This is a genomic window from uncultured Flavonifractor sp. (assembly GCF_944387675.1).
Taxonomy (GTDB): domain Bacteria; phylum Bacillota; class Clostridia; order Oscillospirales; family Oscillospiraceae; genus Flavonifractor.
The window spans coordinates 1-26,834 of record NZ_CALXFV010000005.1 but is presented as its reverse complement, the minus strand read 5'-3'; the positions used below and the strand labels follow the sequence as shown (position 1 = coordinate 26,834).

The following is a 26,834-nucleotide window of genomic DNA, read 5'->3' as shown; positions in this document are numbered from 1 at the left end:
CGGCAGGCCATTTTCCTTTACAGTACCAGGGTGCCGGACTCATCCTCCAACAGCAGCAGGATGCGAGTCTGCTCGCCGGTGGCGGCGTTGACGTAGAGAAGCACGTGGCTGCCCCCGGCGCTTTGGCACTTGAACTCATGGCAGAGCACCTCGTACTCCCCGCCGGTGGGGATGAGGGCCAGCTGGCTGCTCAGCACGGTAAGGCTGTCCGGCACCGTCTCCGCCGCCTGGGCGGCGGAGACGGCCGGGGCGGACAGCTCCCGGTCTCCGTGGTTCATCAGGTAGCCGTGGGCCTCAAAGCCCACCACGTCCCCGGTATCCAGAGCCACCTGTACCTTGACCAGATCGGGATAGCAGTACACCTCCCCCTGCCGGGAGGCGAAGTGGACGGTGAGCAGGCCGTTCTGCTCCAGAAAATAGCTGGGCTGCATGTCCTGAAAGCCGTGGCTGCCCAGAAAGGCCTCTGCCGCCTGGCAGCCCTCCGCCCGGGTGAGGACCTGCTCCCCCACTGGCCGGGAGGAGAACAGCTGCAGCACCTGCCCCCCCTGGCGGGTCACCTCCACGTACAGTTCCCCGCCGTCCACCAGGGCGGTAAAGCCATAGGTGGGGAGGACCCCCTCTCCGGTGGCGGTGAGGGTGAAAAGCTCCTCCCGCAGCCCCAGGAAAGCGGCGGCGGCCGCCCTGGCGGCGGACTCCTCCACCTGGGGCAGCCCCTCCAGCATTCGGGGAGAGCGGCTGGACAGGTGCTCGGAGAAAGGCCCGTCGTAAATCAGGGCGGGTACCTCGGGAAAATCCGCCTCCACGGTCTGGAAAGCGGAACCACTTTCCACCTGCTGCCCCTCCTGACCCGCGGCCGCCAGCCGCTGCCGCACCTCCTCCAGGCTCTCCGGGGCCAGGTCGCCGGCGCTGAATCCGGCCTCCAGGTCCTGCAAAATCCCGGCCAGCTCCGCCGCCGACTGGGAGAGGGCCTGGAGGGTGTTCCGCTGCTCCCGGGTACACACCTGCCCGCTCTCCGCGCCGCCGGCCAGGGCCAGGGCGTAATCCCCGGCCTTAGCCAGAAAGGCGGCGGTCTGCTCCAGCTCCACATTGCCGTAGGGCAGCTCCCCCAGGGCGGCCTGGGCGGCGGTGGCCTTGGCGTAGGTCTGGGCGCACAGCACGGAGAACAGGGCGGGGGAGGTGGCGTAGGCCGCCTTCTGAAGGGATACGTCCAGCTCTCCCGCCGCCGTGGCCAGCTCGGTAAAGGCATGGCGGTAGCCGTTGTCCAGCAGCCGCCGGTATCGGGCCGCCTGGAGCCGCCCCTGGATGCCAAAGCCCACGGCCACGGCGAAGGCCGCCGTCACAAAGATGATGCCCAGGGCTTTCAACCGTCTTTTGTCCATAAAAACGCCCCCTTTTACCGCTAGGTTGCGTAAAAGGGGGCGTTGTATGCCACACTTATTTTGCCAGCTGGGCCATGCCCAGGCGGATGCGGCGGAGGGCTTCCTCCTTGCCCAGAATGTGGGCCAGCTCCACCGCGCCGCCGGGGGTGACCGCCTTGCCGGACAGGGCGGTGCGCACCGGCCACATGATCCGGCCGTTTTTCAGCTCCAGCCGCTGGGCCAGACCGATGAGCGCGTCGTGAATGGCGCCGTAGCTCCACTCGGTCAGCCCCTCCAGCACCGGCAGCACCTGCTCCAGGGCCTCCAGGGAGTTCTCCTCGTTGGTCTTCATCTTCTTGTGACAGTAGAGCTCATTGGAGTACTCCGGCAGGGCGTCGAAGAAATCCACCTGGGGGGCGATGTCCAGCCAGGTGTCGCACCGGGGCTGCACCAGGGGGGCGATGAGCTTCAAATCAATGCCGGGGGTTTTGATTGCCTGCTTCAGATAGGGCTCGGCTCCCGCGTAGAAGTCTGCGGGGGAGAGGGCGCGGAGGTAGCTGGCATTAAAGTACTTCAGCTTTTCAAGGTCGAAAATGGCGGGGGACTTGGAAATGCCGCCGATGTCGAAGATCTCCGCCAGCTCGGCCAGGGTGAAGAACTCCCGCTCGGCGTACGCCCCCCGGGGAGACCAGCCCAGCAGGGTGACATAATTCACCACCGCCTCGGACAGGTAGCCCATGGCGATCAGGTCCTCGTAGGAGGGGTCTCCCTTGCGCTTGCTCATTTTGTTGTGCTGGTCCCGCATAACGGGGGAGCAGTGAATATAGGTGGGAACTTTCCAGCCGAAGCCCTGGTAGAGCAGGTTGTACTTGGGGGCGGAGGAGAGGTATTCGCTGCCCCGGACCACGTGGGTGATGCCCATCAGATGGTCGTCAATGACGTTGGCGAAGTTGTAGGTGGGCAGGCTGTCCCGCTTGAGGAGCACCTGGTCGTCCAGAGTGGAGTTCTCCACGGTGATCTCCCCGAACACGGCGTCGGAAAAGGTAGTGGTCCCTTCGCTGGGAATCTTCTGCCGGATGACATAGGGTTCGCCGGCGGCCACCCGGGCCTCGGCCTCCTCCGGAGTCAGGGCGCGGCAGGGATCGGCCCCCCGGTCAAAGTCCCCGGAGTCCTCCTCCGACTCCGTCTTTTCGCAGAAGCAGTAGTAGGCGTGGCCCCGCTCCACCAGCAGCCGGGCGTATTTGCCGTACAGGTCCCGCCGCTGGGTCTGGATGTAGGGACCCACCGGGCCGCCCAGGTCGGGACCCTCGTCCCAGGTGAGGCCGCACTTGCGCAGGGTGGCGTAGATGACCTCTGTGGCCCCCTCCACCAGACGGCCCTGGTCGGTATCCTCAATGCGCAGGATAAAGGCGCCGCCGCTGTGCCGGGCGATGAGCCAGGTGTACAGGGCGGTGCGCAGGTTGCCCACGTGCATATAGCCTGTGGGAGAGGGGGCAAACCGGGTGCGCACGCCCCCCTTGGGGATGCGGGCCTCCATCTCCTCAAACCAGTTCAGTTCCATTGGAAAAACTCCTTTTCCGCAGTATTTGCCATAGGTATCATCTTATTCTATTTTTTCTTCTGAGGATTGTCAAGGCCATTTGGATATGATATGATAACTCAATATGGGGCATTGCGCCCCAAGGGCAAAAAATCACGCGTAAGAGGTGTGTTATAGTATGGACAACGAGAAAAAGGTCCTTTTGTCCGGCATTCAGCCCAGCGGGGAGCTCCACCTGGGCAACTACCTGGGGGCCATCAAGAACTGGGCGGAGCTGTCCGAGCAGTTTGACTGCTTCTGGTTCATGGCCGATCTGCATACCATCACCGTGCGCCAGGACCCGGCGGAGCTGCGCCGGCGGACCCTGACCCAGATTGCCACCTATATCGCCTGCGGTCTGGACCCGGAGAAGAACACCATTTTTGTCCAGTCCCACGTCCACCAGCACGCCGAGCTGGGCTGGGTGCTGGACTGCTACACCATGTTTGGGGAACTGTCCCGGATGACCCAGTTCAAGGACAAGTCCGCCAAGCACGCCGACAACATCAACGCCGGCCTGTTCACCTACCCCTGCCTGATGGCGGCGGACATTCTGCTCTACCAGCCCGACTTTGTGCCGGTGGGGGAGGATCAGAAGCAGCACGTGGAGATCTGCCGGGACATCGCCAACCGCTTCAACCACATCCACGGCGAGGTGTTCAAGGTGCCTCAGCCCTACATCCCCAAGGCGGGCGCCCGGGTGATGAGCCTGAATCAGCCGGACACCAAGATGAGCAAGTCCATTCCCGAGGGCTGTGTGTTCCTGATGGAAAAGCCGGAGGATATCCTGCGGAAATTCAAGCGGGCCATTACCGACAGCGACACCCAGCGGTGCGTCCGCTTCGACCAGGAGGAGAAGCCCGGCGTATCCAACCTGATGGGCATCTACTCCGCCGTCACCGGCAAGAGCTATGAGGAGATTGAGGCGGAGTTTGAGGGCAAGGGCTACGGCGCCTTCAAGCCCGTGGTGGGGGAGGCCGTGGTGGAGCTGCTCCGTCCCATCCGGGAGGAGACCCAGCGGCTGCTGGCCGACAAGGCCTATCTGGAGCAGGTGTACCGGGCGGGGGCGGAGAAGGCCTCCTACGTGGCGGAAAAGACCCTGCGCAAGGTGTATAAAAAGGTGGGCTTCCTGGCCCGTTGACATAAAGGAGCATCTTTCCTATGGCGATGAAACTGAACCTTCCCCTCATCGGCATTGTGGCCGCCGCCCTGATGGTGGCCTTTCTGGTGGCGCTGATCACCACGCCGGTGGTGAAGAATCTGGCCTTCCGCATGGGGGCGGTGGACGTCCCAAGGGACAACCGCCGGATGCACAACCACCCCATCCCCCGGATGGGCGGCCTGGCCATTTTTCTGGGTTTTCTGCTCAGCGTGCTGGTGTTTCTGGATCTGACCGATCAGATGCGGGGGATGCTGCTGGGCGCGGTTATCATTGTGGTGCTGGGCATTTTTGACGATATATACAGCCTGCGGGCCATGTTCAAGTTCGTGGTGCAGATTGTGGCCGCCCTGGTGGCGGTGCTGGCCGGAAACGTGATTGAGACCTTGTCCAACCCCAACGTCTTCTCCCAGAACCTCTATTGGGACCTGGGCTTTTTGTCCGTTCCCGTCACCGTACTGTGGATTGTGGCCATCACCAATGCGGTAAATCTGATCGACGGACTGGACGGGCTGGCCTGCGGCGTATCCGCCATCGGCTCCATGACCCTGCTGGTGATCTCTCTGGCCATCAGCGACGGGCCGGTGGCCATCCTGATGGCCGCCCTCACCGGCGGCTGCCTGGGCTTTCTGCCCTACAACATGAATCCGGCCAAGATCTTCATGGGGGACACCGGCTCCACCTTCCTGGGCTTTATTCTGGCGGTGGTGTCCATTCAGGGCCTGTTCAAGCTGTATACCATCATCTCCTTTGCCGTCCCCTTCCTCATGCTGGGGCTGCCCATTTTCGACACCTGCTTTGCCTTTATCCGCCGCATCGCCCACGGCCAGAGTCCCATGCACGCCGACCGCAGCCATGTCCATCACCGGCTCATCGACATGGGGCTGAACCAGAAGCAGGCGGTGGCGGTGCTGTATATGATCAGTGCCATTCTGGGCCTGTCCGCCGTGGTGCTCACCACCAGCGGGCCGGTGAAGGCCATGCTGCTGCTGATGGCCCTGTGCTTTGCCGGGGCCATTGCCGGGCATATTTTCCTGAGCAACAACCGCAAGGAGCGGGAGCGGGAAGAGGACCGGCAGAAGGAGGACCGGTAGTCCCCGGCCTGTCCGCGGGCGGGCCGGTGCAGGGAAGAGGAGGACGCCATGGAACGGAGGAAACGGAATATCGTGGTGGCCCTCATCGCCGTCATCATTGCGGTGGCCATTCTCTCCAGCTTCGGGCTGGGCATTTTCGCCCCGGACACGGCCAAGATCATTCTGCCCACGGCGGAGCCCTCCGGGCTGCCCGCCGGGGAGGGGGATGAGGATCTGGTCCGGGTGGAGGTGACGCCCCAGACGGTGCAGAGCGTCATCGCCACCCTGAACCGGCCGGAGAGCTACGGCCGGGCGGTAACCATCACGGACATCTGGGGCGAGGAGGAGGATGCCCGGGGCGTCACCCAGGTCCAGGTGTGGGTGGACGGCGGGTGGACCCGGACGGACGCGGTCTGGCCCGGCGGTACGGTCCGCCACTCCATCGTGGGGGACGGACAGCTCTGGATCTGGTACGGCGGCGGCCAGGAGGTGTGGAACGGCCCGGCCGACGACGGCTCGGCGGATCTGGAGGGGCAGCGGATTCCCAGCTACGAGACGGTGCTGGAGCTGGAGCAGGCCTCCATCTCGGCGGCGGAGTACCAGGCTCTGGACGGCCTGGGCTGCATCTATGTGGAGACGGCGCCGGACAGCTCCGGCCTGGTGGAGCGCTACTGGGTGGACGACGACAGCGGCCTTCTGGTCCGGGCGGAGCAGCTGAGGGAGGGCGAGGTGGTCTACCTCATGACCGCCAGCGCCCTGGAGCGGCCCGCCCCGTCGGACGCTTCCTTCACCCTGCCGGACGGGACGGTGCTGCACACGGTGGGAGGAACCCTCACGCCTGACCCAGACCCAGCAGCAGGATGAGACCCAGGGCAATCACCAGCTCCAGGTCATCCCCCTCCAGAAACACCAGCAGCAGGATGAGCAGCAGCAGCACATCCCCGGTGTCCAGTCCCTCCAGCCTGAGGGCGCGGAGCAGCCCGGAGAGGGGGCGTTCGCTCCGCTCCGTCCCGCCCTGCGGGGGCGGGGGCGGCTCCGGCTGGGTGATCCGGGTGTAGGCGGTGCCGTTGGGGATGTAGCGGTTATACATCTGCCTCCTCCTCTCTGGCGTCCTGGAAAAGGCGGAGGGCGCTGCGGATCACTCTGGCCAGTTTGGCGATCCGGACGGCCTGTTCCACCTTTCCCTGCCGCTCCGGGCGGAGAAAGGGTTTGAGGGCCTCCAGCAGGGCGGTTCTGCGGTCGTCGCCGCCGGTGTAGTCCGAGAGCAGCCGCAGTCCCGCCTGCACCAGCTTGGGGTCCAGCTGTCCCAGGGCGGACAGGGGGTCGCCCCCATCCCCGGCGGGGGCGCTTTCCCCGGCCTCCCCGGCGCCGTCGGGGGCCTGGCCGGAGAGGGCCTTTGCCGCGGAGAGGATCTGCCCCATCGCCTGGGGATCGTTTAAAATGGCGTTTAATTTTTCCTCCAGCTCAGCCATGGGTTTCCCCCCTTCCTGCCGGAGCGGCGGCCTACTACCTGCCCTGGCTGATGGTCCGGTTGAGCTGCTCCGCCAGCCGGGCGCCCTCCCGGCTGGCCAGCACCTGCTTCACCAGACCGGCCAGGGCCTGGGTATCCCCCTTGGCGGCGGCGCCGGCGGCCTGCTTCAGCCCGCCGTCCGCCGCCTGGTTGAGCAGCTGCATCAACCGCTGGGTGTCGGGGGCGTTGAGGATGGATTGCAGCAGGGCCTTGTCGCCCAGCAGGCCGGCGGCTTTGGGGTCTTTCATCAGATCCTCCAGGTTGGACGGGGAAGCACACATACCATCATCAGCTCCATCTCAATTATTTATAGTGGGTCTCAAGGCATTATATGTGCGAGGAACGGAAGGTGACTGCGTGAAGCTGCTGATTTTTTCCGACTCCCATGGAAATGTAGCCAATATGGCGGATATGGTGCGTCTGGAGCGCCCGGACCGCATCCTCCATCTGGGCGACCTGGTGAGGGACGCCCAGACCCTCCAGGAGAAGTTTCCGGATATTCCGATAAGCTTTGTGCCGGGGAACTGCGACGGCCGGCGGCCCGACCTGCCGGAGGAGCGGGTGTTCACCCTGGAGGGGTGCAGGCTGCTGATGACCCACGGCCACACCTACCATGTGAAGCTGGGGCCGGCCGCCGCCGTCCGGGCCGCCCGGGAGGCGGGGGCGCATCTGCTGCTGTACGGTCACACCCATGAGGCGGCCTGTGAATTCCAGCACGGCATGTGGGTGGTCAATCCGGGCAGTATCGGCAGTCTGGCCCGGCCCACCTATGCCGTGGCCGTCCTGGAGGCGGGGGGCGCGGTCTGCTACATTAGTACAACCTGAAAGGAAGGGAACGTGTGATGCTGCTTGCCATTGATGTGGGCAATACCAATATGGTTCTGGGAATTTTCGAGGGGGCGGAGCTGAAGGGGAGCTTTCGCCTGATGACCGACGCCAACCGCACCTCCGATGAGGTGGGGCTGCTGATCTGCCAGTATTTCCAGCGCTTCGGGGTGTCGCTGGACCAGGTGGAGGACGTGGTGATCGGCTCGGTAGTCCCCCAGGTGATGCACACCCTGAACAATGCGGTGAAGAAGTATCTGGGCAAACGCCCCCTGGTGATTGACGAGGATCTGGACCCCCGCCTGCCCTATGTGGAGTGCGACAGCGATGAGCGGCTGGGTCCGGACCGGGCGGTGGCCGACATCGCCGCCATGGAGAAGTACGGTGCGCCCCTGATTGTGCTGGACTTCGGCACCGCCACCACTCTGGACGCGGTGAGCGGGGAGGGCGTCTATCTGGGCGGATGCATCACCGCCGGGGTCCGGGTGTCCATTGACGGACTGTTTCAGAAGACCGCCCTGCTCCCCCGGGTGGAGCTGCTGAAGCCGGACACCGTCCTGAGCACCACCGCCGTGGGTCAGATCCAGGCCGGGGCGGTGGTGGGGTACATCGGCGCCATGGAGTATCTGATCCGGCAGGCCAAGGCGGAGATGGGGGACGGGGAGATCAAGGTGATCGCCACCGGCGGCCTGGCCCGGATGGTGGCGGACAACACTGAGCTGATCGACGTGGTGGACCCCCAGCTGGTGCTGGACGGGCTGCGGATCATCTATTACCGGGAGAAGGAAAGAAGGTAAGCGGGCAGTCCTGCCGCAGGGAGAAAAACGCCTCCGCATCTGTTTTGTCAGATGCGGAGGCGTTTTGTCTTTTTCACAGGCCGCCCTTCCGGCGGTACCGGCGGGGGAGGAGGGTCAGCACCCCATCTCCCGGATCAGGTTGACCATCTCAATGGCGCCCTCTGCGCACTCGGAACCCTTGTTGCCCGCCTTGGAACCGGCCCGCTCGATGGCCTGCTCGATGTTCTCAGTGGTGAGCACCCCGAACATCACCGGAATGCCGCTGTTCAGGGCCACCGACGCCACCCCCTTGGATACCTCGCTGCACACATAGTCGTAGTGGCTGGTGGAGCCCCGGATGACGGCGCCCAGGCAGATCACCGCGTCGTACCGGCCGCTCTTGGCCATCTTGGAGGCAATGAGGGGAATTTCAAAGGCGCCGGGTACCCAGGCCACCTGGATGTCCTCCTCCTTCACGCCGTGGCGGAGCAGCCCGTCCATGGCGCCGCTGAGCAGCTTGGAGGTGATGAATTCGTTGAACCGGGCCACCACAATGCCCACCTTGATGCCGCCGGATACCAGTTTTCCCTCAAAAGTCTTCATGCCAAAATATCCTCTCTTTCTTTTAATAGGTCAGGATGTGTCCCATCCGCTCCTGCTTGGTTTTCAAATAGAACAGGTCGTAGGCGTTGGCGTCCATCTGAATGGGGACCCGCTGGGTGATCTCCAGGCCGAACTCGGAGAGCTGGTACACCTTGTCCGGGTTGTTGGTGAGCAGACGCATGGTGCGCACCCCCAGATCCCGCAGGATCTGGGCGCCGGTCCAGTACTCCCGCAGATCGGGGGCGAAGCCAAGCTCCACGTTGGCGTCCACGGTGTCGAAGCCCTTCTCCTGGAGCTCGTATGCCTTCAGCTTGTTGATCAGGCCGATGCCCCGGCCCTCCTGGCGCATGTAGAGGACCACGCCCCGGCCCTCCTTTTCAATCTGCATCATGGCGGCGGCCAGCTGCTGGCCGCAGTCGCAGCGGCAGGAGCCGAACACATCGCCGGTGAGGCACTCCGAGTGAACCCGGCAGAGCACGTCCCGGCCGTCCCCGATGTCCCCCTTCACCAGGGCCACATGATGTTCGCCTGTGAGGTCGTTGACATAGCCGTAGATCTGGAAGTCCCCGTAGCGGGTGGGCATCTGGGCCACCGCCTCCCGCACCACGTGCTTGTCGTGGAGGCGGCAGTAGTCCTGGAGGGCCTTGATGGTGATGATCTTCAGCCCCCACTCCCTGGCCTTCTCCAGCAGCTCGGAGGTGCGCATCATGGTGCCGTCGTCCCGCATGATCTCACAGCACAGCCCGCACTGGGCCAGGCCGGCCAGCCGGCACAAATCCACCGTGGCCTCCGTGTGGCCGTTGCGGGTGAGCACGCCCCCCCTGCGGGCCACCAGGGGGAACACGTGGCCCGGGCGGCGCAGGTCCCCCGGCCGGGTGGCCGGGTCCACGCACATGCGGCAGGTGTAGCCCCGCTCCTGGGCGGAGATGCCGGTGGTGGTGTTTACATGGTCAATGGATACGGTGAAGGCGGTCTGGTGGTTGTCGGTGTTCACCTTGACCATCTGCTCCAGCTGGAGCCGGTCGGCCAGCTCCTGACTCATGGGGGTGCAGATGAGGCCCTTGGCGTGCATGGCCATGAAGTTCACGTTCTCGGTGGTGGCAAACTGGGCGGCGCAGATCATGTCCCCCTCGTTTTCCCGGTCCGGGTCGTCGATGGAGATGATGATGCGCCCGGAGCGCAGCTCCTCCAGCGCCTCCTCCACCGTGCAGAATAATTCTTCCATGTCAAACTCCTCCTTGCTAAAATCCGTGCCGTGCCAGAAAATCCATGGTAATCCCGCCGGTCTGCTCCTGGGCCGGGGCGGGAGTCAGCAGCTTTTCCACGTACTTGCCGATGAGGTCGGTCTCCAGATTCACCAGATCCCCCTCCCGCCGCTCCCGCAGCACCGTCTGTGCCACCGTGTGGGGAATGGCGGAGATGGAAAACCGGTCGGCCTCCACCCGGGCCACCGTCAGACTGATGCCGTCCACCGCCACGGAGCCCTTTTCCACAATGTAGCGCAGCACCTGGGGGGCGGCCTGGATGGTGTACCATACGGCGTTGTCATCCCTGCGGATCTCAGCCACCCGGCCGGTGCCGTCAATGTGTCCGGCCACCATGTGGCCGCCGAAGCGGCCGTCGGCGGCCATGGCCCGCTCCAGATTCACCGGGCTGCCCCGGCGCAGCCGGGCCAGGGCGGAGCGGTCCAGGGTCTCGTGCATCACGTCGGCGGTGAACCGGCCGCCGGCCAGGGAGGTGACGGTCAGGCACACCCCGTTTACCGCAATGCTGTCCCCGATTTTGGTGCCTTCCAGCACCTGTTCCGCCCGGATGGTGAGTACGGCGGACTGCCTGCCCCGCTGGAGGTCCTCCACCTGGCCCAGTTCCTCAACAATCCCCGTGAACACAGGGACCCACCTCGCTTTCTATGAGAAAATCCGTACCAATTTGGGTGATGGTACTGTTATTCAGCAAAATGGCCCGGGCCATCCGGTCAATGCCCAGCCCCTCCACCGGGGTTTTGGCATCCCGGCCCCCCGCCAGCTTGGGGGCGATGTAGGCCAGCACCTTCTGCACCACGCCCTGCTCCAGGGCGGACCAGTTCAGACTGCCGCCCCCCTCCAGCAGGACGCTGTCAATCTCCCGCCGGCCCAGCTCGTCCATCAGGGCGTTCAGATCCACATGTCCCTCCCGCTCCGGCAGCACCAGCACCCGGCACCCGGCATCCTCATAGGCCGCCCGCCGGTCCGGGTCGGGGCAGCAGGTGGCCAGCAGGGTGGGGAACTGCCGGGCGGTGGCCACCACCCGGGCGGTGAGGGGGGTGCGGAGGCGGGTATCGCAGAGGATGCGCACCGGACTGCGTCCGCCCGGTATGCGGCAGGTGAGCAGCGGGTCGTCGGCCAACACGGTCCCCACCCCAACCAGAATGCCGGTGTACCGGTGGCGGAGCTGCTGGACGTGGTTCCGGGCCGCCTCCCCGGTGACCCACTGGGAGTCCCCGGTGCGGGCGGCGATTTTGCCGTCCAGGGTCATGGCGTACTTCATCACCACATAGGGCCGCCTGGTGCGGATGTAGTGGAAGAATACCTGGTTGAGCCGGTCGCAGTCCTCCTCCAGCACATGCTGGGTGACCTCCACCCCCTGCGCCCGCAGCTGGGCAATGCCCTTGCCCGCCACCAGCGGGTTGGGGTCGCCGGAGCCCACCACCACCCGGCGGATGCCCGCCTCCAGAATGGCCTGGGTGCAGGGGGGCTGCCTGCCCTGGTGGCAGCAGGGCTCCAGGGTGACGTACAGGGTGGCCCCGCCGGGGTCCTGCGTACAGGCGGCCAGGGCGTTGCGCTCGGCATGGGGCTGGCCGCACTTCTCGTGCCAGCCCTGGCCGATGATCCGGCCGTCCTTCACCACCACCGCCCCCACCATGGGGTTGGGGGAGGCCCAGCCCACCCCCCGCTCCGCCAGAGACAGGGCCAGAGCCATATACTCCCGGTCCTCCATACCATCATCTCCGAAAAAACAAAACTTGCCCCGAACGGCCGTTCAGGGCAAGGAAAAGGGAGAGGGGAATCCCCTCCAAACAGAAAAAGCTCCGGCATGTCCGCACACACCAGAGCAATCGCAGCCCGCGGGAGCACGCCTCCCGCCCCATGACGATCTTCTTCCATCCAGACTGTGACTGTCGGCTTCGGAATTGCACCGAATCATACCTGTTACGGCTCGTGGGCTATACCACCGGTAGGGACTTGCACCCTGCCCTGAAGACCTGATTCACTTGACAAAGGTAAGTATACGCCGCCGGCAGGCCGTTGTCAAGCGTGCCGGCGGCAAATCTCCGGTCAGCGGAGGGCCTTTTTCACGTTGTCAGTGGCGTCCTTGGCCGCCTCCCCGATGTCGTCGGCGATGTCCTTGCCCGCCTCCCCAATGTCATCCAGAATGCCCTCCGGAGTGGAGGTGACCGCCGGCGCAGGCGTGGCGGTGATCCAGGGGGTGGGGGAGACCGTCTCCGGCACGTTGGGCGTACAGGCCGCCAGCGAAAGAACCAGGGCAGCCGCCAGAACAAGAAAGGTCAGGTTTCGTTTCATATTTCTCCTCCTGTTGTTTCAATGGGCTGTAAAAGTTAGTGTGGGCGCAGAGAAAAAAACTATGCAAAAAATTTTTGGCCTTTTTGAAAAAAACACTTGCGCGGCGCAGGAAAATCTGCTATTATATTAATAACAATAATGATTACTGTTATAGAGAAGAGAGAAAGCGAGGTGGATCATGAACGGAAAGCGCTACTCCAGGCAGCGGGAGCTGATTTATGAGGCGCTCAAGCACACCCAGGAGCATCCCACGGCGGAGATGGTGTACCAGTGGCTCAAGCCGGAGAATCCCAGTCTCAGTCTGGGGACGGTGTACCGCAACTTGAATCTGCTGGCGGACGAGGGGAGCATTACCCGAATGGCCTTTCCGGTGGAGCGGTACGACTACAATACCGCCGCCCATCCCCATTTCTGCTGCCAGGTCTGCGGGGCGGTGTACGATCTGGACCTGCCCTATGACGCCGGGCTGGACGAGCAGGCGCTTTTGGCCAGCGGCCATGACGTGACGGGGCATGAGGTGCTGTTCCGGGGGACCTGCGTCAAATGTAAAAACCTCCAGTGAGACTCTGGAATCAAAGACCCGAAAGCGGGAATAAAATAAGATTTTAAGAAAGGTGGTTCGAAAAAATGGAGTTTAAGCTGTATCGCTGCGCGCACTGCGGCAATATCGCGTTCAAGGTGGTGGACAAGGGGGTGCCTCTGTTCTGCTGCGGCCAAAAGATGGAGGAGCTCACCCCCAACACCACCGACGGCGCGCTGGAGAAGCATGTGCCTGTGGTGGAGAAGACGGCCCACGGCAGCGGCGCTTCCGTCACCGTGAAGGTGGGCAGCGTGGAGCACCCCATGCTGCCGGAGCACTATATCCCCCTGATTGCCGCGGTGGGTGAGGACACCGTGGTGATGAAGTTCCCCAAGCCGGGCGACAAGCCGGAGCTGAAGACCTTTGCTTATGGAGACGGAAAGGTGACGGCCTATGAGCTGTGCAACCTCCACGGCTTCTGGAAGGGCGAGGGCTGATTGAAGGTTCCATCAAACCATTCATATAAAAATTAAGGGAAGGAAGGCGTTTCAAATGGAACTGAAAGGCAGCAAGACCGAGGCCAATCTGTGGAAGGCGTTTGCGGGGGAGAGCATGGCCCGCAACAAGTACACCTATTTTGCCAGCAAGGCCAAGAAGGAGGGCTACGAGCAGATCGCGGCCATCTTTGAGGAGACCGCCGGCAACGAGAAGGAGCACGCCAAGCTGTGGTTCAAGGAGCTGAACGGCATCGGCGACACCGCGGCCAACCTGAAGGCCGCCGCCGCCGGCGAGAACGAGGAGTGGACCCAGATGTACCGGGAGATGGCAGATACCGCCCGGGAGGAGGGCTTTGAGAAGCTGGCCTTCCTGTTTGAAGGTGTGCTGAAGATTGAGAAGGAGCATGAGGAGCGCTACCTGACCCTCCTGAAGAACCTGGAGGAGGGCATGGTGTTCAAGCGGGGCGACGAGTATATGTGGAAGTGCCGCAACTGCGGCCACATCCACTTCGGCAAAGAAGCCCCCGGGGTCTGCCCCGTGTGCGCGCATCCCCAGGCCTACTTTGAGCTGCGTGCGGTCAACTATTAAGAGCCGTTCCGGGGGCTTCTTGGGGTCCCCATCGCAGATGGGGCGGCGGTAACGCCGTACAAGCGTTTTTGTCTGCAAAAACCTTGTGTCCGGGTGGATTCACTCCACCCGGACTTTTTATAAGGGAAGGGGTCCCCGTCCGCCATGGCGGACGGGGGCAGCCCCCGGGGTCTGCCCCGTGTGCGTGTATCCCCAGGCCTATTTTGAACTGCGTGCGGTCAACGATTAGGAAAATCGAAGATCCAGGGCATACTGCTGCGCCCGCCTGTCTCCGGACAGGCGGGCGCAGCTCAGCTTGTGGAAAAGCTCCCAGCAGCCGCGCCCGCAGTGAAATCTGTGTTCCGCCGCGACAGGCGCGCGGCGGAACACCCCGCTCAGGCTGCAAGTGCAGGTTTTGCGCGGGCGGCTAAAAAGCGGGAATAGTGGTTGAGTATGGGGGAAAAGCGTGCTATAATATACCATTAGCGCATATCATATGGTATACTTGCAACAATGGAATGGCGCGGACGAGGTGTAGCTGTATGAAGATTGTTGTATTGGCCGGCGGCCTTTCCCCGGAGCGGAACGTATCCCTGTCCACAGGGGCCATGGTGACTGACGCCCTGCGGGAGCTGGGCCATCGGGCGGGGCTGGTGGACCTGTATTTTGGCACGGAAGGGGCGGCGGAGGCATTTTTTGACGCCCCGGTGCCGGAGGCCTTTAAGCGGGTGAGCCGGGAGGCCCCCGATTTGGAGCAGGTGCGGCGCAGCCGCCCGGGGGAGAGCCGGAGCATGTTCGGCCCCCATGTGCTGGAGCTGTGCCAGATGGCGGATCTGGTATTTCTTGCCCTCCACGGCAGCTGCGGGGAGGACGGCAAGGTTCAGGCGGCCCTGGAGCTGATGGGCATCCCTTACACCGGGGCGGGCTATCTGGGCAGCGCCATCGCCATGGACAAGGATTTGACCAAGCGTCTGGTGGCCGATGTGGTGAATACGCCCGGCTGGAAGACGGTGACATACGGGGCGGAGGACGTTGAGGAGCTGGTGCGCACCGCCCGGCTGCCCCTGGTGGTGAAGCCGGTGGCCAGCGGGTCCTCCATCGGGGTGTCCATCGCCCACACCGCCGGCGAGCTGCGGCAGGCGCTCACCGACGGCCTGGCCCTGGGGGGCCGGACGGTGCTGGAGGAATATATCAGCGGCCGGGAAATCCAGGTGGGCATTCTGGAGGACAGAGCGCTGCCCTCCATTGAGATCATCCCCAAGGAGGGCTTTTACGACTACGCCAACAAGTACCAGCCCGGCGCGGCGGTGGAGGTCTGTCCGGCGGAGATCCCGCCCCAGACTGAGGAGAAGCTGCGCTCCGCCGCCCTGCGGGTGTACGAGACCCTGGGGCTGAGCGTCTATTCCCGGGCGGACTTTATTGTGGATGCCGGGGGGGAACCCTGGTTCCTGGAGATCAACACCCTGCCCGGTATGACCCCCACCAGCCTGCTGCCCCAGGAGGCGGCGGCGGTTGGCATCGACTACCGGCAGCTGTGCCGCCGGATTGTGGAGGCCTCCCTGGAGGCCCGCCGGCAGGGCCGGTAAGGGACAGAAGAGAAGAGAGAGGAAGCTAGCAGTTATGGAACCCATGACCATAGGAGAGATTCTGGAGGCGGTACACGGCAGCCTGCTGGGGGAGTTTGGAGACCTGAAGCGCACCGTCGGCCGGGTGGAGACCGACAGCCGCACCATCCACCCCGGATCTCTGTTCATTCCCCTGGTGGGGGAGCGGTTTGACGGCCACGCCTATATCAACGCCGCCCTGGAGGGGGGCGCCGCCGGATGCTTCACCCAGCGGGAGCGGGAGAGCTATCTGCCCGGAAAGTTTTATATCAAGGTGGAGTCCACCCACAAGGCCCTGCGGGACCTGGCCAAGTATTACAAAAGCAAGTTCCCCGTCCCGGTGATCGCCATTACCGGCTCGGTGGGCAAGACCACCACCAAGGACATGGTGGCGGCGGTGCTGGGGGAGAAGTACAGCGTGCTCAAAACCGAGGGCAACCTGAACAACGACATCGGCGTTCCCCTCACCCTGTTCCGCCTCCGGCCGGAGCACCAGATGGCGGTACTGGAGCTGGGAATGAACCACGCCGGAGAGATCGACTACCTCTCCGCCCTGGTGGAGCCGGACGTGGTGCTGATGACCAACATCGGGGACTCCCACATTGAGCACTTCGGCTCCCGGGAGAAGATCCTGGCGGCCAAGAGCGAGATTTTCCACCACGCCAAACCCCACGCCCTGGCCGTCATCAACGGAGACGATCCCCTGCTGAACACCTTGCCCGGGTCGCTGCCCTTCCCCTTTGTGCGGGTGGGGGCGGGGGAGGGCCTGGACTTCCGGGCCACCGAGCTGAGCAGCGATGGCAAGAGCCGGCTCACCTGCCGGCTCACCACCCCCAGGGGGAGCTTCCGGGCGGAAATCCCCGCCCTGGGGGAGCACATGATCTACCCCACCCTGATGGCCGCCGCCGTGGGGGAGCACTTTGGGCTGACCGCCCCGGAGATTGCCGCCGGGGTGCTCCACTTCGCCCCCACCAAAATGCGGATGAACATCCTCAACCGGCAGGAGGACATCACCATCCTCAACGACACCTACAACGCCAATCCCCAGTCCATGCGGGCGGCGGTGGAGGTACTCTCCAATACCGACGGAGCGTACAAGATCGCCGTGCTGGGTGACATGTTTGAGCTGGGTCCCCTGGCCCCCGCCCTCCACGCCGGCATCGGGGCCTATCTGGCCAAGGCGGGCATCGGCTGCCTGGTGGCGGTGGGTCAGCTGGCCCACCACATCTATACCGCCGCCCGGGAGGCCGGGGTACCCCAGTGCTGGTACTGCCAGAACAAGGAGCAGGCCAAGCCGGTGCTGGATGAGCTGGTGCGGCCCGGCGCCACCATTCTGGTCAAGGCCTCTAGAGGCATGGCCATGGAGGAGCTGGTGGAGTACCTGCTCACCATCACCAAGGAGGTGTAAAAAAGGCCGCCGGACCTTTGTCCGGCGGCACGTGGGGCGCGCACCGCGCGCCCGCCTTTATCCAAACAACTTTTGCAGATTCTCCCGGAAGGGCGGGTAAATGACCCCCTTTTCGGTAATGATGCCGGTGACCAGGCTGTGGGGAGTCACGTCGAAGGCGGGGTTGTACACCTCCACCGCCGCCGGGGCGGTCTGCACCCCGTAGAGAGTGCGCACCTCCTCCTTGTCCCGCTCCTCAATGGGAATGCCCGACCCGTCCGGGATGGACAGGTCGATGGTGGAGCAGGGGAGGGCCACATAGAAGGGAACCCCGTGGTAATGGGCGTTGACCGCCACGGAATAGGTGCCGATCTTGTTGGCAAAATCCCCGTTGGCCGCCATCCGGTCGCACCCCACCACCACCAGGTCGATGTTCCCCTTGGCCATCAGACTGGCCGCCATGTTGTCGGCGATGAGGGTGGCGGGAATATGGTCCGTGACCAGCTCGTAGGCGGTGAGCCGGGCGCCCTGGAGGAGGGGACGGGTCTCGTCGGCGTAAACCAGTTCCACTTTCCCCTGCTGGTGGGCCGCCCGGATAACTCCCAGGGCGGTGCCGTAGCCGCCGGTGGCCAGGGCGCCTGCGTTGCAGTGGGTTAGAATGCGGGCGCGGTCCGGCACCACCGCAGCGCCGGAAAGGCCGATCGCTTTACACATTGCCACGTCCTCCTGATGGATGGCTACGGCCTCGGCGACGAGGGCCGCCGGGTCTCCGCCGCAGGCGCCGGCCTTGCCCGCCATGCGCTCCAGCGCCCAGAAGAGGTTGACCGCGGTGGGGCGGCTGGCGGCCAGCTCGGCCCTGGCCTGCTGCAAATCAGCCCCCTCCAGGGCGGCCAGGCAGTAGGCGTAGGCGGCGGCGACGCCGATGGCGGGGGCGCCCCGCACCACCATGGTGCGGATGGCATCAATGACCGGCCGGTAGTCGGTATAGGACAGCCAGACCTCCTCCACAGGCAGTCTGGTCTGGTCCAGCAGAAACAGGGTATTTCCTTCCCAGCGAATTGCGTCCATATGCAGGACCTCCTTTTTCTGGAGCAAATTGTACCACACATGCAATAGGGAGACAAGCCATGATAGATATCTCCGTCTCGAACCTGTCCAAGGAGTTCGAGGTAGGCAAAAAAATACTGGACGGCCTCACCTTCCAGGTGGACCAGGGGGAGCGGGTTGGCCTGCTGGGCAGGAACGGCGCAGGCAAGACCACCCTGTTCCGAATGCTCACCGGGGAGCTGGACTGGGACGAGGGGGAGATCCGCATCGCCCCCGGCAAGGGCCTGGGCCTCATTTCCCAGATTCCGGTGTATCCTCCGGCGTACACGGTGGAGGACGTGCTCCAGACCGCCTTCCGGCGGCTGCACGAGATGGAGGGGGAGCTGAAGGAGCTGGCGGGGCGGATGGCGGGGGACAGCGACCCCGCCCTGCTGCGCCGGTACGACGCCCTCTCCGCCGCCTTTGAGGCGGGGGGCGGGTACGACACCGCCACCCCTCTGAACAAGGTGTGCAGCGGCCTGCAAATTTCCCGGGACATGCGGGGCCAGCTCTTCTCCTCCCTGTCCGGGGGGGAGAAGACCCGGGTGAACCTGGCCCGGCTGATTCTGGAGGACACCGATATCCTCCTGCTGGACGAGCCCACCAACCACCTGGACCTGCGGGCCACCGAGTGGCTGGAGGAGTACCTGGACAAATACAAGGGGACCGTGCTGGCCATCTCCCACGACCGGTGGTTTCTGGACCGGGTGGTGGGCCGGGTCATTGAGATTCAGGACGGCAAGGCGGAATTTTATTCCGGCAACTACTCCTTTTATGTGGAGGAGAAGGAGCGCCGCTATCAGGAGAAGCTGAAGCAGTACGAGAAGGAGCAGGCCAAGATTGAGCAGCTGGAGAAGGCCGCCGCGCAGCTGCGGATCTGGGCCTACTCCGGCAACGACAAGACCTTCAAGCGGGCTCAGTCCATGGAGAAGCGCATGGAGCGGCTGCGCACCACCGACAAGCCCACCCGGGAGCGCCGCCTGGACATGAAGTTCGGGGAGCGGGAGTTTCGGGGGGACGAGGTGCTCACCATCAAGGAGTTGAAAAAGTCCTTTGACGGGCGCACCCTGTTCGACCACGTGAATCTGGAGGTGGTGGGCGGGGAGCGCATCGCCCTGCTGGGGGACAACGGCACCGGCAAATCCACCCTGCTGAAGATCCTGCTGGGGGAGGAGACGCCGGACGGAGGAAAGCTTCGGATGGGGCCGACGGTAAAGGTGGGTTACCTGCCTCAGATCATCCACTTCGACCGGCCGGAGCGCAACCTGGTGGACACCATGCTCTACGCCCAGGACTGCTCCACCCAGACCGCCCGCAACCGGCTGGCCGCCTTCAACTTCCGGGGAGAGGACGTGTTCAAGCCGGTGTCCGCCCTGTCCGGCGGGGAGCAGAGCCGGCTGCGGCTGTGCATGCTCATGGACGAGAAGATCAACCTGCTCATTCTGGACGAGCCCACCAACCACCTGGACATCGCCAGCCGGGAGTGGATTGAGGACGCGGTGGCGGAGTACGAGGGCAATCTGCTCTTCGTCTCTCACGACCGCTACTTCATCAAGCAGTTTGCCAACCGGATCTGGATGCTGGAGGACGGGCATATCACCGACTTCCGGGGTACGTTCGAGGAATTCCGGGCGGCCCGGGACCGGGCCAAGGCCCAGGCCCCCGCCCCGGCGAAGGCGGAGCCGGAGAAGAAGGAGAAGCCCCGCCGCCCCGGCGGCACCAAGGAGCTGGAGAAGCAGGTGGCCGCGGCGGAGCGGGCGGTGGCCAAGGCGGAGGAGAAGCAGTACGAGCTGTCCCTGAAGGCGGAGGAGGTCTCCTCCAACTACCTGGAACTCCAGCAGGTGTATGAGGAGCAGAAGGCCCTGGAGGAGGAGATCGCCGCGCTGTATACCCGGTGGGAGAAGCTGGCGGCGGAGCTGGAGGAGGCCAAGGGGTGAGAAGAAAAAACAAGCGGTCATATCACCCCTATGGGGGGAAGCGGAAGCCCCTGTGGCGGAAAGCCCTGCTGGGGCTGCTCCTGACCGGGGCGCTGGCCTTCGGCGCCCTGTTCGGGGCGGTGCTCTACGGCTCTTACGACCACATTCGGGGGGAGCCTCAGGTCATGGTCATCCTGGGCTGCCAGGTGAAGCCCTGGGGGCCGTCGGTGCTTCTCCAGGACAGGCTGGACAAGGCCCTGGAGTACCTGGAGGACCACCCGGATTTGACCATTGTGGTCTCCGGGGGCCAGGGGACGGACGAGCCCATCAGCGAGGCCCAGTGCATGTATGACTACTTGACGGAGCACGGGGTGGATGGGGCGCAGATTCTCCTGGAGGACCAGTCGGGCAGCACGGTGGAGAACCTGCGCAATTCCATGGAGCTGCTGACTCAGGAGGGATATGACACCACCGCCGATATGGTGGTGGTGTCCAACGGCTTCCACCTCACCCGGGTGCGGATGCTGTGGGACAGGGTGTGCGGGGGAGACGATAATCTGTCCACCCTGGCGGCGCCCAGCTCCCACCTGCCCTCCCGCCTGAAAATGTACATCCGGGAGCCCCTGGCCCTGGTAAAATCCTTTGTATTCGACAGGTGATCAATTTTGGATATGCAGGCAAAGCTGAGCGCGCTGGAGCTGCGCTTTTCCAACCTTGAGGCCCAGCTGGGGGCGGGGGAGACCTACGGGGACCCGGCGCTGGTGGCCAAGCTGAACAAGGAGCAGCGGGAGCTGGAGCCGGTGGTCACCGCCTACCGGCGGTATCTTCGCCGCAGGCAGGACATGGCGGAGGCAGAGGCCCTGCTGAGCGACCCGGAGCTGGGTGAGATGGCCAGGGAGGAGTTCCAGCAGGCCAGGGAGGAGCTGGCCCGGCTGGAGGGGGAGATCCGCATCCTGCTCCTGCCCCGGGACCCCAACGACGGCAAGAGCGTGATCGTGGAGATCCGGGCCGGCGTGGGCGGGGAGGAGGCGGCTCTGTTTGCCCACTCCCTGTTCCGCATGTACTCCATGTACGCCGACGCCCGCCGCTGGAAGGTGGAGGTGGACTCGGTGAACGAGACCGAGCTGGGCGGGATCAAGGAGATCTGCTTTACCATTGAGGGGGACGGGGCCTACTCCCGGCTGAAATTTGAAAGCGGCGTCCACCGGGTCCAGCGGGTGCCGGAGACCGAATCCGGCGGACGGATTCACACCTCCACCGCCACGGTGGCGGTGCTGCCCCAGGTGGACGAGGTGGAGTTTGAACTGAACCCCGCCGATATTGAGATGCAGGTCTTCCGCGCCTCCGGAGCGGGGGGCCAGCATGTGAACAAGACCTCCTCCGCCGTGCGGCTGATCCACAGGCCCACCGGCACGGTGGTGGAGTGCCAGCAGGAGCGCAGCCAGTTCCAGAACCGGGACAAGGCCATGCAGCTGCTGCGCGCCCGGCTGTATGAGGAGAAGGTCAGGGAGCAGGAGCAGGCGGTGACCGACCAGCGCCGCAGCCAGGTGGGGACGGGAATGCGCAACGAGCGCATCCGCACCTACAACTTTCCCCAGGGCCGGCTCACCGACCACCGCATCGGCCTGACCCTGTACAAGCTGGAAAACGTGATGAACGGCGACCTGGACGAGATTATCGACGGCCTGATCACGGCGGATCAGGCGGAGCGCTTGAAGAACAGTCAGGACACGTAAGGAGGAGCGACCATGGAACTGATCATTCATTTTACCGCCGTGCCGGAGGCGTTGACTCTGGACGCGGTGCGGTCCGATCTGGCGGAGCTGCTGGAGGACGACGGCTGGCTCACCGGCTCGGGCGCGGACTATCTGGAGCTGGAGCTGGAGGATGAGAAGGTCAATCCCAAATACGGCATTCTCACCGTGAAGAACTATCTGCAAAAGGCAAACTTTGCCCCCGACACCACCATTGAGCTGGCCGGTACGCCGGTGGGCATTTATGAGTAAAAAAAGGAGGCATCTTCCATGAAAACAGCCATTGGTATCGTGACCATCGTAGCAGGCGCCGCCCTGGTGGCGGCGGGGGTCCTCACCATCGCCCAGCCCGGCTATGTCCGGCGGGTGCGCCGCAGCCGCCATTTCTGAGGAGCGAGGCGAGAACATTGCACACACAGCGACTGACCGCCGCCCAGACGGAGCAGGCGGCGGACATTCTGCGCCGGGGAGGGCTGCTCGGCATCCCCACCGAGACGGTGTACGGCCTGGGGGCCAACGGCCTGGACGGGGCGGCGGTGGAGCGCATTTTTGCCGCCAAGGGCCGGCCCCAGGACAACCCCCTCATCCTCCATATCCCGTCGGCGGACTGGCTGGAGCGGTACTGCGAGGACATTCCGGAGACGGCCTACGCCCTGGCGGAGCGGTTCTGGCCGGGGCCGCTGACCATGATCTTAAAGCACAAGCCCCTGGTCCCCGTCCAGGTGACCGCCGGGCTGGACACGGTGGGTATGCGCTGTCCGGCCCATCCGGTGTGCCGGGCCATCCTGGCCGCCGCCGATGTGCCGGTGGCAGCCCCCTCGGGGAACACCTCCGGCCGGCCCAGCCCCACCAACATGGCGGACATGCTGGAGGACATGGAGGGCAAGATTGACGGCATTGTGGACGGCGGCCCCTGCGCGGTGGGGGTGGAGTCCACCATCATCGACCTCACCGAGCGCCCTCCCCGGCTGCTGCGCCCGGGCGGCGTCACCCTGGAGGAACTGGAGGGGGTGCTGGGGGAGGTGGCGGTGGACCCGGCGGTGACCCGGCTTATGGGGGCCGGGGAGCAGCCCCGCGCCCCCGGCATGAAGTACCGCCATTACGCCCCCAAGGCCCCGGTGACGGTGGTGCGGGGTGCGCCCGCCGACGCCGCCCGGTACATCCGCCGCCATCTGACCGACGGGGAGGGGGTCATCTGCTTCAACGAGTTTGTCCCCCTCTTTGAGGGTCATCCTGTGGAGCCCATCGGCCCCAAGGACGACCCGGCGGAGCAGGCCCGGCGGGTGTTTGACGCCCTGCGGTACTTTGACGGCACCCATGTCACCCACATCTGGACCCAGTGTCCCGACCCGGCGGGCATCGGTCTGGCGGTATCCAACCGGCTGAACAAGGCCGCCGGCTTCCACATTGTGGAGGCGGAATAAAAAATAATTCCTCCGCTGAATGGATGGGCCGCGCTCCGTCGTATTATAGATGAGACGGGTTAAGAAGCCCTTATTTCAAAGGAGGAACCACCATGAAGAGAATCAGAATCGCGGTCCTGGCCGCCGCCCTTGTGCTGGCCCTGGGGGTTACCACCGCCTTTGCCGCCGGCGGACACCATAGCTGGACGGGCGGGGACTGCTGGAGCCGGTCTGGCGCATGTTACGTGGACGCCGACGGAGACGGGGTGTGCGACAACTGCGGTCGGCTCCAGGGCGCCTGCTATGTGGACGCCGACGGAGGCGGCGTGTGCGACAACCGGGGCGCAGGTCTGGGCTGCCAGTCCGGACGCGGCTGCCGCGGCGGCCGCTGGTAAGAGAACAGGAGAAGGAATGAGGCGCGAATGCGAAGCGAGGCGGAGACCAGCGAGGCCATTGAGCGGTACGGCGATACCGTCCGGCGGCTGTGCATGCTCCATTTAAAAAACGAGGCGGATACCCAGGACATCTTTCAGACGGTGTTTTTGAAGTATCTCCTCCATACCGCCGACTTCGAGAGCCGGGAGCATGAAAAGGCCTGGTTCATCCGGGTCACCGTCAACGCCTGCCGGGACGTGCTGAAAAGCATGTTCCGCAGGCGTACCGTTTCTCTGGAGGAGGCGGGGACCCTTCCCGCCCCGGAAGGGGAGAGCGGCGAGGTGCTCCAGGCCGTGCTGTCCCTGCCCCGGAATTTCCGGGAGGTGGTGTACTTACACTATTACGAAGGGTACACCGCGCCGGAGATCAGCCGGATTTTGGGCCGGAAGGTAAACACCGTATATACCGAGCTGACCCGGGCCAGGGCGCGGCTCAAGACCATGCTGGGAGGTGAGGGCGATGGATGAGCGGATCAGAGCGGCCTTTGACGGGGTGCGGGCCACCGAGGCACAGAAGGAGCAGACCCGCCGCTTCCTGGCCCGGGCCAGGCGACGCCGGGCCGCCCCGCGGAGGAGCCTGGGTACCCTGGCGGCCTGCGTGGCCCTGCTGGCCGTCCTGGTGGGGGGCTATTGGGCCTGGTTTGTCCCCACCTCCGCCATCAGCGTGGCAGGGAGCGACACCCTGGAGCTGGCAGTCAACCGGTTTGACCGGGTGGTGGAGGTGCGCTGCGGGGACCGGGAGCTGGCGGATGCCCTGCGGGGCCTGGACTATGAGCAGGCCCTGACTCTGCTGCTGGACCGGCTGGCGGAGGATCAGACGGTGTCCATCACCGTGACCGGGGAGCAGCGCCAGTGTGGCCGCCTGCTGGCGGGAGCGGAGGCCTGCGCCGCCGGCCGGGAAAATGTCCACTGCGGCCAGGGCCAGGGGAATGCCGGTCAGGGCCAGGGCCATGGCTACGGACACCACGGCGCGCACTGAAATTTACAAATTCCTCACACACAATACCTCTGATGTGGTATACTACCTGCTGGAGGCGAATGGCATGAAGCGGATCGGCATCACCGGCCCCACCGGGGCGGGGAAAACCACAGCGCTCAACGCCCTGACCAGTCTGGGCGCCCACGTCATTGACGCGGACCAGGTGTATCACCGGCTGCTGGCGTCCAGCGGGGCCATGCGGCAGGCGCTGACGGACCGGTTTGGTCCCGGCATTCTGGACCCGGGCGGCGGCATCGACCGAAAGGCCCTGGGGAATGTGGTGTTTGCCGACCCGGCGGCCCTGGCCGACCTGAATGAGATCACCCACAGCTTTGTCCGGGCGGAGATTGACCGGCAGGTGGCGCAGGCCAGGCGGGAGGGCCGGCCCGCGGTGGCCATTGACGCCATCGCCCTCATCGAGAGCGGCGCGGCGGAGGGCTGCGATGCGGTGGTGGGAGTGCTGGCGCCCAAGCAGGTGCGGGTCCGCCGGATCATGGCCCGGGAGGGGATTTCGGAGGCATACGCCCGCAAGCGGGTGGAGGCCCAGCGGGAGGACGGATTTTTCCGCGCCCACTGCACCCACATTCTGGAGAACGGCGGGGAGGACCCGGCGGCCTTTGAGGCCCAGGCCCTGGCGCTGTTCGCACCCTGGCTGGAAGAACAAGAAAATTGAGATACAGGAGGAACCACATCATGGAAGAGAAGCAAAAGACCCAAGGGGAGCTGCGGCGGGAGGCCCTGCTCTATCAGCCCAAGAACGGCTACGACCGGCTGAGCGCCCAGGAGGAAGCGGATCTGAACGCCTACTGCGAGGACTATAAGAAGTTTCTGGACGCGGGCAAGACGGAGCGGGAGTGCGTGGCGGAGACCGTCCGCCTGGCCCAGATGCACGGCTTCAAGCCCTATGTCCGGGGGACCGCCCTCAATCCCGGGGACAAGGTGTACCGGGTGAACCGGGGCAAGGCGGTGATGCTGGCCGTCATCGGCAGCCGGTCCCTCAGCGAGGGCGTGAACATCGGCGCGGCCCATATCGACTCCCCCCGGCTGGACCTGAAGCCCAACCCGGTGTATGAGGACGCCGAGCTGGCCTTCTTCAAGACCCACTACTACGGCGGCATCCGCAAGTACCAGTGGGTGACCATCCCCCTGGAGCTCCACGGCGTCATCGCACTGAAGGACGGCACCACCGTGACGGTGGCCATCGGCGCCGGGGAGGACGAGCCCCGGTTTACCATTGACGACCTGCTGCCCCACCTGGGGGCCGAGCAGTCCAAGAAGCCCCTGGGGGAGGCCATCCCCGGCGAGAGCCTGAATCTGCTCATCGGCAGCCGCCCCTTCAAGGATGACGAGGGCAGCGACCGGGTGAAGCTGGCCATCCTGGACCTGCTCAACCAGAAGTACGGCATTGTGGAGGAGGACTTCATCTCCGCTGAGTTGTCCGCCGTCCCCGCCTTCCGGGCCATGGACATCGGCTTTGACCGCTCCCTCATCGGCGCCTACGGCCATGACGACCGGGTGTGCGGCTTTGCCGCCCTGGCCGCCCTGTTCACCCTGTCCACCCCCAGCCGCACCGCCGTGTGCATGCTGGCCGACAAGGAGGAGATCGGCTCCACCGGCGTGTCCGGCATGAAGGCGGCGGCCTTCGACACCTTTATGAGCGATTTGTGCGACGCCCAGCGGGTGCCGCTGAAGGCGTGCTACGAGAAGTCCTTCTGCCTGTCCGCCGACGTGACGGCGGCCTTTGACCCCAACTTTGCCGACGTGTATGAAAAGCGCAACAGCGCCCGGGTCAACTACGGCATGGGCCTGTGCAAGTACACCGGCTCCCGGGGCAAATCCGGCGCCTCCGACGCCGCCGCCGAGCTGGTGGCCTACACCCGGAAGGTGCTGGACGAGGCCGGGGTGGCCTGGCAGATGGCCGAGCTGGGCAAGGTGGACGCCGGCGGCGGCGGCACCGTGGCCTGCTATATGGCCGAGCGGGACATCGACACCATTGACGCCGGCGTGCCGGTGCTCTCCATGCACGCCCCCTTTGAGACGGTGGCCAAGCTGGACTGCTATATGACCTACCGGGGCATGAAGGCGGTCTACGAGGCCCGGTGACCGGGCTGCGCGCCAGACGTTTGCCCCATAAAAAACAGCCCCTGTGCCGGTTCCCGGCACAGGGGCTGAGGCTGTCGAAAAAGTCCAGCTTAGGCTGGGCTTTTTCGTTTATAAGCGGTAAAATAGCAGAAGGTGGTGAG

General features: G+C 64.7%; 31 protein-coding genes and 1 riboswitch. Of the genes, 20 read left to right on the top strand and 11 right to left on the bottom strand.

Translation table 11 applies throughout. The annotated features are described in order from the left end of the window. Positions 1–17: 17 nt before the first annotated feature. Both Q0J74_RS01165 and gltX read right to left on the bottom strand, forming a co-directional pair. Positions 18–1,379, bottom strand: coding sequence for a PepSY1/2 domain-containing protein (locus tag Q0J74_RS01165; protein WP_297209345.1), 1,362 nt, complete (start codon positions 1,377–1,379; stop codon positions 18–20). A gap of 55 nt (positions 1,380–1,434) precedes the next feature. Continuing rightward, complete coding sequence (gltX, locus tag Q0J74_RS01160; RefSeq protein WP_297209342.1) at positions 1,435–2,919, bottom strand: glutamate--tRNA ligase; 1,485 nt, start codon at positions 2,917–2,919, stop codon at positions 1,435–1,437. A 157-nt stretch (positions 2,920–3,076) separates the two neighbouring features. Between gltX and trpS the strand changes: the two genes are divergently transcribed. From trpS to Q0J74_RS01145, 3 genes are read left to right on the top strand one after another with little or no spacing between them, the layout of a single operon-like run. Continuing rightward, positions 3,077–4,078, top strand: a complete 1,002-nt coding sequence (trpS, locus tag Q0J74_RS01155; RefSeq protein WP_297209339.1) for a tryptophan--tRNA ligase — start codon at positions 3,077–3,079, stop codon at positions 4,076–4,078. A gap of 20 nt (positions 4,079–4,098) precedes the next feature. Then, a complete protein-coding gene (locus Q0J74_RS01150; RefSeq protein WP_297209336.1) occupies positions 4,099–5,190 on the top strand; it encodes an MraY family glycosyltransferase in 1,092 nt (363 codons plus the stop codon). A 48-nt stretch (positions 5,191–5,238) separates the two neighbouring features. After that, positions 5,239–6,033 (top strand): hypothetical protein, encoded by a 795-nt coding sequence (locus Q0J74_RS01145; protein ID WP_297209333.1) that lies wholly within the window; start codon positions 5,239–5,241, stop codon positions 6,031–6,033. Here the strand turns inward: Q0J74_RS01145 and Q0J74_RS01140 are convergent. Genes Q0J74_RS01140 through Q0J74_RS01130 form a run of 3 tightly spaced genes read right to left on the bottom strand, consistent with a single transcriptional unit; the run spans position 6,002 to position 6,927 of the window. Beyond that, entirely contained in the window at positions 6,002–6,259 is a 258-nt protein-coding gene (locus Q0J74_RS01140) for a hypothetical protein (protein WP_297209331.1), read from the bottom strand. The two genes, Q0J74_RS01145 and Q0J74_RS01140, sit on opposite strands and share 32 nt — an antisense overlap. After that, positions 6,252–6,641, bottom strand: coding sequence for a hypothetical protein (locus tag Q0J74_RS01135; RefSeq protein ID WP_297209328.1), 390 nt, complete (start codon positions 6,639–6,641; stop codon positions 6,252–6,254). The genes Q0J74_RS01140 and Q0J74_RS01135 overlap by 8 nt, the downstream gene beginning before the upstream one ends. Positions 6,642–6,675: 34 nt before the next feature. Further along, positions 6,676–6,927 carry a hypothetical protein gene (locus tag Q0J74_RS01130; RefSeq protein WP_297209325.1) on the bottom strand — a complete coding sequence of 84 codons (252 nt, stop codon included), beginning with the start codon at positions 6,925–6,927 and terminating at the stop codon, positions 6,676–6,678. Positions 6,928–7,036: 109 nt separating this feature from the next. Between Q0J74_RS01130 and Q0J74_RS01125 the strand changes: the two genes are divergently transcribed. Together Q0J74_RS01125 and Q0J74_RS01120 are read left to right on the top strand one after the other, a co-directional pair. Further along, on the top strand, positions 7,037–7,504 hold the full coding sequence (locus Q0J74_RS01125) for a metallophosphoesterase family protein (RefSeq protein ID WP_297209322.1): 468 nt from the start codon (positions 7,037–7,039) through the stop codon (positions 7,502–7,504). A 17-nt stretch (positions 7,505–7,521) separates the two neighbouring features. Then, positions 7,522–8,301 carry a type III pantothenate kinase gene (locus Q0J74_RS01120; protein WP_297209376.1) on the top strand — a complete coding sequence of 260 codons (780 nt, stop codon included), beginning with the start codon at positions 7,522–7,524 and terminating at the stop codon, positions 8,299–8,301. A gap of 114 nt (positions 8,302–8,415) precedes the next feature. On the opposite strand, the gene ribE is transcribed toward Q0J74_RS01120, so the two are convergent. From ribE to Q0J74_RS01095, 5 genes are all read right to left on the bottom strand, one after another. Beyond that, the gene (gene ribE, locus Q0J74_RS01115; RefSeq protein ID WP_297209319.1) at positions 8,416–8,883 is read right to left on the bottom strand and encodes a 6,7-dimethyl-8-ribityllumazine synthase; all 468 of its coding nucleotides are present in this window, start codon (positions 8,881–8,883) and stop codon (positions 8,416–8,418) included. A 22-nt stretch (positions 8,884–8,905) separates the two neighbouring features. Further along, positions 8,906–10,108, bottom strand: a complete 1,203-nt coding sequence (locus Q0J74_RS01110; protein WP_297209316.1) for a bifunctional 3,4-dihydroxy-2-butanone-4-phosphate synthase/GTP cyclohydrolase II — start codon at positions 10,106–10,108, stop codon at positions 8,906–8,908. A 16-nt stretch (positions 10,109–10,124) separates the two neighbouring features. Beyond that, positions 10,125–10,772: a riboflavin synthase gene (locus Q0J74_RS01105; protein WP_297209313.1), complete on the bottom strand. Its 648-nt coding sequence runs from the start codon at positions 10,770–10,772 to the stop codon at positions 10,125–10,127. Continuing rightward, the gene (ribD, locus tag Q0J74_RS01100; protein WP_297209310.1) at positions 10,753–11,859 is read right to left on the bottom strand and encodes a bifunctional diaminohydroxyphosphoribosylaminopyrimidine deaminase/5-amino-6-(5-phosphoribosylamino)uracil reductase RibD; all 1,107 of its coding nucleotides are present in this window, start codon (positions 11,857–11,859) and stop codon (positions 10,753–10,755) included. The genes Q0J74_RS01105 and ribD overlap by 20 nt, the downstream gene beginning before the upstream one ends. Before the next feature lie 151 nt (positions 11,860–12,010). Then, positions 12,011–12,128, bottom strand: a riboswitch (FMN riboswitch). 69 nt (positions 12,129–12,197) lie between these two features. Next, on the bottom strand, positions 12,198–12,443 hold the full coding sequence (locus Q0J74_RS01095; protein WP_297209307.1) for a hypothetical protein: 246 nt from the start codon (positions 12,441–12,443) through the stop codon (positions 12,198–12,200). A 178-nt stretch (positions 12,444–12,621) separates the two neighbouring features. On the opposite strand from Q0J74_RS01095, the gene Q0J74_RS01090 reads away from it, so the two are divergent. From Q0J74_RS01090 to murF, 5 genes are all read left to right on the top strand, one after another. After that, on the top strand, positions 12,622–13,005 hold the full coding sequence (locus Q0J74_RS01090) for a Fur family transcriptional regulator (protein ID WP_297209304.1): 384 nt from the start codon (positions 12,622–12,624) through the stop codon (positions 13,003–13,005). Positions 13,006–13,070: 65 nt separating this feature from the next. Further along, positions 13,071–13,460 (top strand): desulfoferrodoxin family protein, encoded by a 390-nt coding sequence (locus Q0J74_RS01085; protein WP_297209301.1) that lies wholly within the window; start codon positions 13,071–13,073, stop codon positions 13,458–13,460. Positions 13,461–13,515: 55 nt separating this feature from the next. Continuing rightward, positions 13,516–14,049 carry a rubrerythrin gene (rbr, locus tag Q0J74_RS01080; protein WP_297209299.1) on the top strand — a complete coding sequence of 178 codons (534 nt, stop codon included), beginning with the start codon at positions 13,516–13,518 and terminating at the stop codon, positions 14,047–14,049. 521 nt (positions 14,050–14,570) lie between these two features. Further along, entirely contained in the window at positions 14,571–15,614 is a 1,044-nt protein-coding gene (locus Q0J74_RS01075; RefSeq protein WP_297209296.1) for a D-alanine--D-alanine ligase family protein, read from the top strand. A gap of 34 nt (positions 15,615–15,648) precedes the next feature. Beyond that, positions 15,649–17,040 carry a UDP-N-acetylmuramoyl-tripeptide--D-alanyl-D-alanine ligase gene (gene murF / locus Q0J74_RS01070; protein WP_297209293.1) on the top strand — a complete coding sequence of 464 codons (1,392 nt, stop codon included), beginning with the start codon at positions 15,649–15,651 and terminating at the stop codon, positions 17,038–17,040. 57 nt (positions 17,041–17,097) lie between these two features. Here murF and mtnA read toward each other — a convergent pair whose 3' ends face one another. Further along, positions 17,098–18,087, bottom strand: coding sequence for an S-methyl-5-thioribose-1-phosphate isomerase (mtnA, locus tag Q0J74_RS01065; protein WP_297209290.1), 990 nt, complete (start codon positions 18,085–18,087; stop codon positions 17,098–17,100). A 59-nt stretch (positions 18,088–18,146) separates the two neighbouring features. Between mtnA and abc-f the strand changes: the two genes are divergently transcribed. From abc-f to Q0J74_RS01015, 10 genes are all read left to right on the top strand, one after another. Beyond that, positions 18,147–20,042, top strand: a complete 1,896-nt coding sequence (abc-f, locus tag Q0J74_RS01060; RefSeq protein WP_297209287.1) for a ribosomal protection-like ABC-F family protein — start codon at positions 18,147–18,149, stop codon at positions 20,040–20,042. Then, positions 20,039–20,680, top strand: a complete 642-nt coding sequence (locus tag Q0J74_RS01055; protein WP_297209284.1) for a YdcF family protein — start codon at positions 20,039–20,041, stop codon at positions 20,678–20,680. The genes abc-f and Q0J74_RS01055 overlap by 4 nt, the downstream gene beginning before the upstream one ends. Positions 20,681–20,692: 12 nt before the next feature. After that, positions 20,693–21,757, top strand: coding sequence for a peptide chain release factor 1 (gene prfA, locus Q0J74_RS01050; protein WP_297209281.1), 1,065 nt, complete (start codon positions 20,693–20,695; stop codon positions 21,755–21,757). A gap of 12 nt (positions 21,758–21,769) precedes the next feature. Beyond that, positions 21,770–22,027, top strand: coding sequence for a hypothetical protein (locus tag Q0J74_RS01045; protein WP_297209278.1), 258 nt, complete (start codon positions 21,770–21,772; stop codon positions 22,025–22,027). A gap of 155 nt (positions 22,028–22,182) precedes the next feature. After that, the gene (locus Q0J74_RS01040) at positions 22,183–23,199 is read left to right on the top strand and encodes an L-threonylcarbamoyladenylate synthase (RefSeq protein ID WP_297209275.1); all 1,017 of its coding nucleotides are present in this window, start codon (positions 22,183–22,185) and stop codon (positions 23,197–23,199) included. Positions 23,200–23,291: 92 nt separating this feature from the next. Beyond that, the gene (locus tag Q0J74_RS01035; RefSeq protein WP_297209272.1) at positions 23,292–23,573 is read left to right on the top strand and encodes a hypothetical protein; all 282 of its coding nucleotides are present in this window, start codon (positions 23,292–23,294) and stop codon (positions 23,571–23,573) included. A gap of 27 nt (positions 23,574–23,600) precedes the next feature. Continuing rightward, on the top strand, positions 23,601–24,080 hold the full coding sequence (locus Q0J74_RS01030; RefSeq protein ID WP_297209269.1) for an RNA polymerase sigma factor: 480 nt from the start codon (positions 23,601–23,603) through the stop codon (positions 24,078–24,080). After that, complete coding sequence (locus tag Q0J74_RS01025; protein WP_297209266.1) at positions 24,073–24,591, top strand: hypothetical protein; 519 nt, start codon at positions 24,073–24,075, stop codon at positions 24,589–24,591. Before Q0J74_RS01030 ends, Q0J74_RS01025 begins: the two co-directional genes overlap by 8 nt. Before the next feature lie 64 nt (positions 24,592–24,655). Continuing rightward, the gene (gene coaE, locus Q0J74_RS01020; RefSeq protein WP_297209263.1) at positions 24,656–25,264 is read left to right on the top strand and encodes a dephospho-CoA kinase; all 609 of its coding nucleotides are present in this window, start codon (positions 24,656–24,658) and stop codon (positions 25,262–25,264) included. A 20-nt stretch (positions 25,265–25,284) separates the two neighbouring features. After that, positions 25,285–26,694, top strand: coding sequence for an aminopeptidase (locus Q0J74_RS01015; RefSeq protein ID WP_297209259.1), 1,410 nt, complete (start codon positions 25,285–25,287; stop codon positions 26,692–26,694). The last annotated feature ends 140 nt before the right edge of the window (positions 26,695–26,834 follow it).

Coding starts and splice junctions, on each gene's coding strand:
- Q0J74_RS01085 (WP_297209301.1), top strand. CDS start 13,071: ATGGAGTTTAAGCTGTATCGCTGCGCGCACTGCGGCAATATCGCGTTC.
- Q0J74_RS01135 (WP_297209328.1), bottom strand. CDS start 6,641: ATGGCTGAGCTGGAGGAAAAATTAAACGCCATTTTAAACGATCCCCAG.
- abc-f (WP_297209287.1), top strand. CDS start 18,147: ATGATAGATATCTCCGTCTCGAACCTGTCCAAGGAGTTCGAGGTAGGC.
- Q0J74_RS01150 (WP_297209336.1), top strand. CDS start 4,099: ATGGCGATGAAACTGAACCTTCCCCTCATCGGCATTGTGGCCGCCGCC.
- Q0J74_RS01165 (WP_297209345.1), bottom strand. CDS start 1,379: ATGGACAAAAGACGGTTGAAAGCCCTGGGCATCATCTTTGTGACGGCG.
- Q0J74_RS01015 (WP_297209259.1), top strand. CDS start 25,285: ATGGAAGAGAAGCAAAAGACCCAAGGGGAGCTGCGGCGGGAGGCCCTG.
- mtnA (WP_297209290.1), bottom strand. CDS start 18,087: ATGGACGCAATTCGCTGGGAAGGAAATACCCTGTTTCTGCTGGACCAG.
- Q0J74_RS01140 (WP_297209331.1), bottom strand. CDS start 6,259: ATGTATAACCGCTACATCCCCAACGGCACCGCCTACACCCGGATCACC.
- Q0J74_RS01035 (WP_297209272.1), top strand. CDS start 23,292: ATGAAGAGAATCAGAATCGCGGTCCTGGCCGCCGCCCTTGTGCTGGCC.
- Q0J74_RS01095 (WP_297209307.1), bottom strand. CDS start 12,443: ATGAAACGAAACCTGACCTTTCTTGTTCTGGCGGCTGCCCTGGTTCTT.
- Q0J74_RS01075 (WP_297209296.1), top strand. CDS start 14,571: ATGAAGATTGTTGTATTGGCCGGCGGCCTTTCCCCGGAGCGGAACGTA.
- coaE (WP_297209263.1), top strand. CDS start 24,656: ATGAAGCGGATCGGCATCACCGGCCCCACCGGGGCGGGGAAAACCACA.
- Q0J74_RS01045 (WP_297209278.1), top strand. CDS start 21,770: ATGGAACTGATCATTCATTTTACCGCCGTGCCGGAGGCGTTGACTCTG.
- prfA (WP_297209281.1), top strand. CDS start 20,693: ATGCAGGCAAAGCTGAGCGCGCTGGAGCTGCGCTTTTCCAACCTTGAG.
- Q0J74_RS01030 (WP_297209269.1), top strand. CDS start 23,601: ATGCGAAGCGAGGCGGAGACCAGCGAGGCCATTGAGCGGTACGGCGAT.
- murF (WP_297209293.1), top strand. CDS start 15,649: ATGGAACCCATGACCATAGGAGAGATTCTGGAGGCGGTACACGGCAGC.
- Q0J74_RS01130 (WP_297209325.1), bottom strand. CDS start 6,927: ATGAAAGACCCCAAAGCCGCCGGCCTGCTGGGCGACAAGGCCCTGCTG.
- Q0J74_RS01120 (WP_297209376.1), top strand. CDS start 7,522: ATGCTGCTTGCCATTGATGTGGGCAATACCAATATGGTTCTGGGAATT.
- gltX (WP_297209342.1), bottom strand. CDS start 2,919: ATGGAACTGAACTGGTTTGAGGAGATGGAGGCCCGCATCCCCAAGGGG.
- ribD (WP_297209310.1), bottom strand. CDS start 11,859: ATGGAGGACCGGGAGTATATGGCTCTGGCCCTGTCTCTGGCGGAGCGG.
- Q0J74_RS01025 (WP_297209266.1), top strand. CDS start 24,073: ATGGATGAGCGGATCAGAGCGGCCTTTGACGGGGTGCGGGCCACCGAG.
- ribE (WP_297209319.1), bottom strand. CDS start 8,883: ATGAAGACTTTTGAGGGAAAACTGGTATCCGGCGGCATCAAGGTGGGC.
- rbr (WP_297209299.1), top strand. CDS start 13,516: ATGGAACTGAAAGGCAGCAAGACCGAGGCCAATCTGTGGAAGGCGTTT.
- Q0J74_RS01090 (WP_297209304.1), top strand. CDS start 12,622: ATGAACGGAAAGCGCTACTCCAGGCAGCGGGAGCTGATTTATGAGGCG.
- Q0J74_RS01110 (WP_297209316.1), bottom strand. CDS start 10,108: ATGGAAGAATTATTCTGCACGGTGGAGGAGGCGCTGGAGGAGCTGCGC.
- Q0J74_RS01145 (WP_297209333.1), top strand. CDS start 5,239: ATGGAACGGAGGAAACGGAATATCGTGGTGGCCCTCATCGCCGTCATC.
- trpS (WP_297209339.1), top strand. CDS start 3,077: ATGGACAACGAGAAAAAGGTCCTTTTGTCCGGCATTCAGCCCAGCGGG.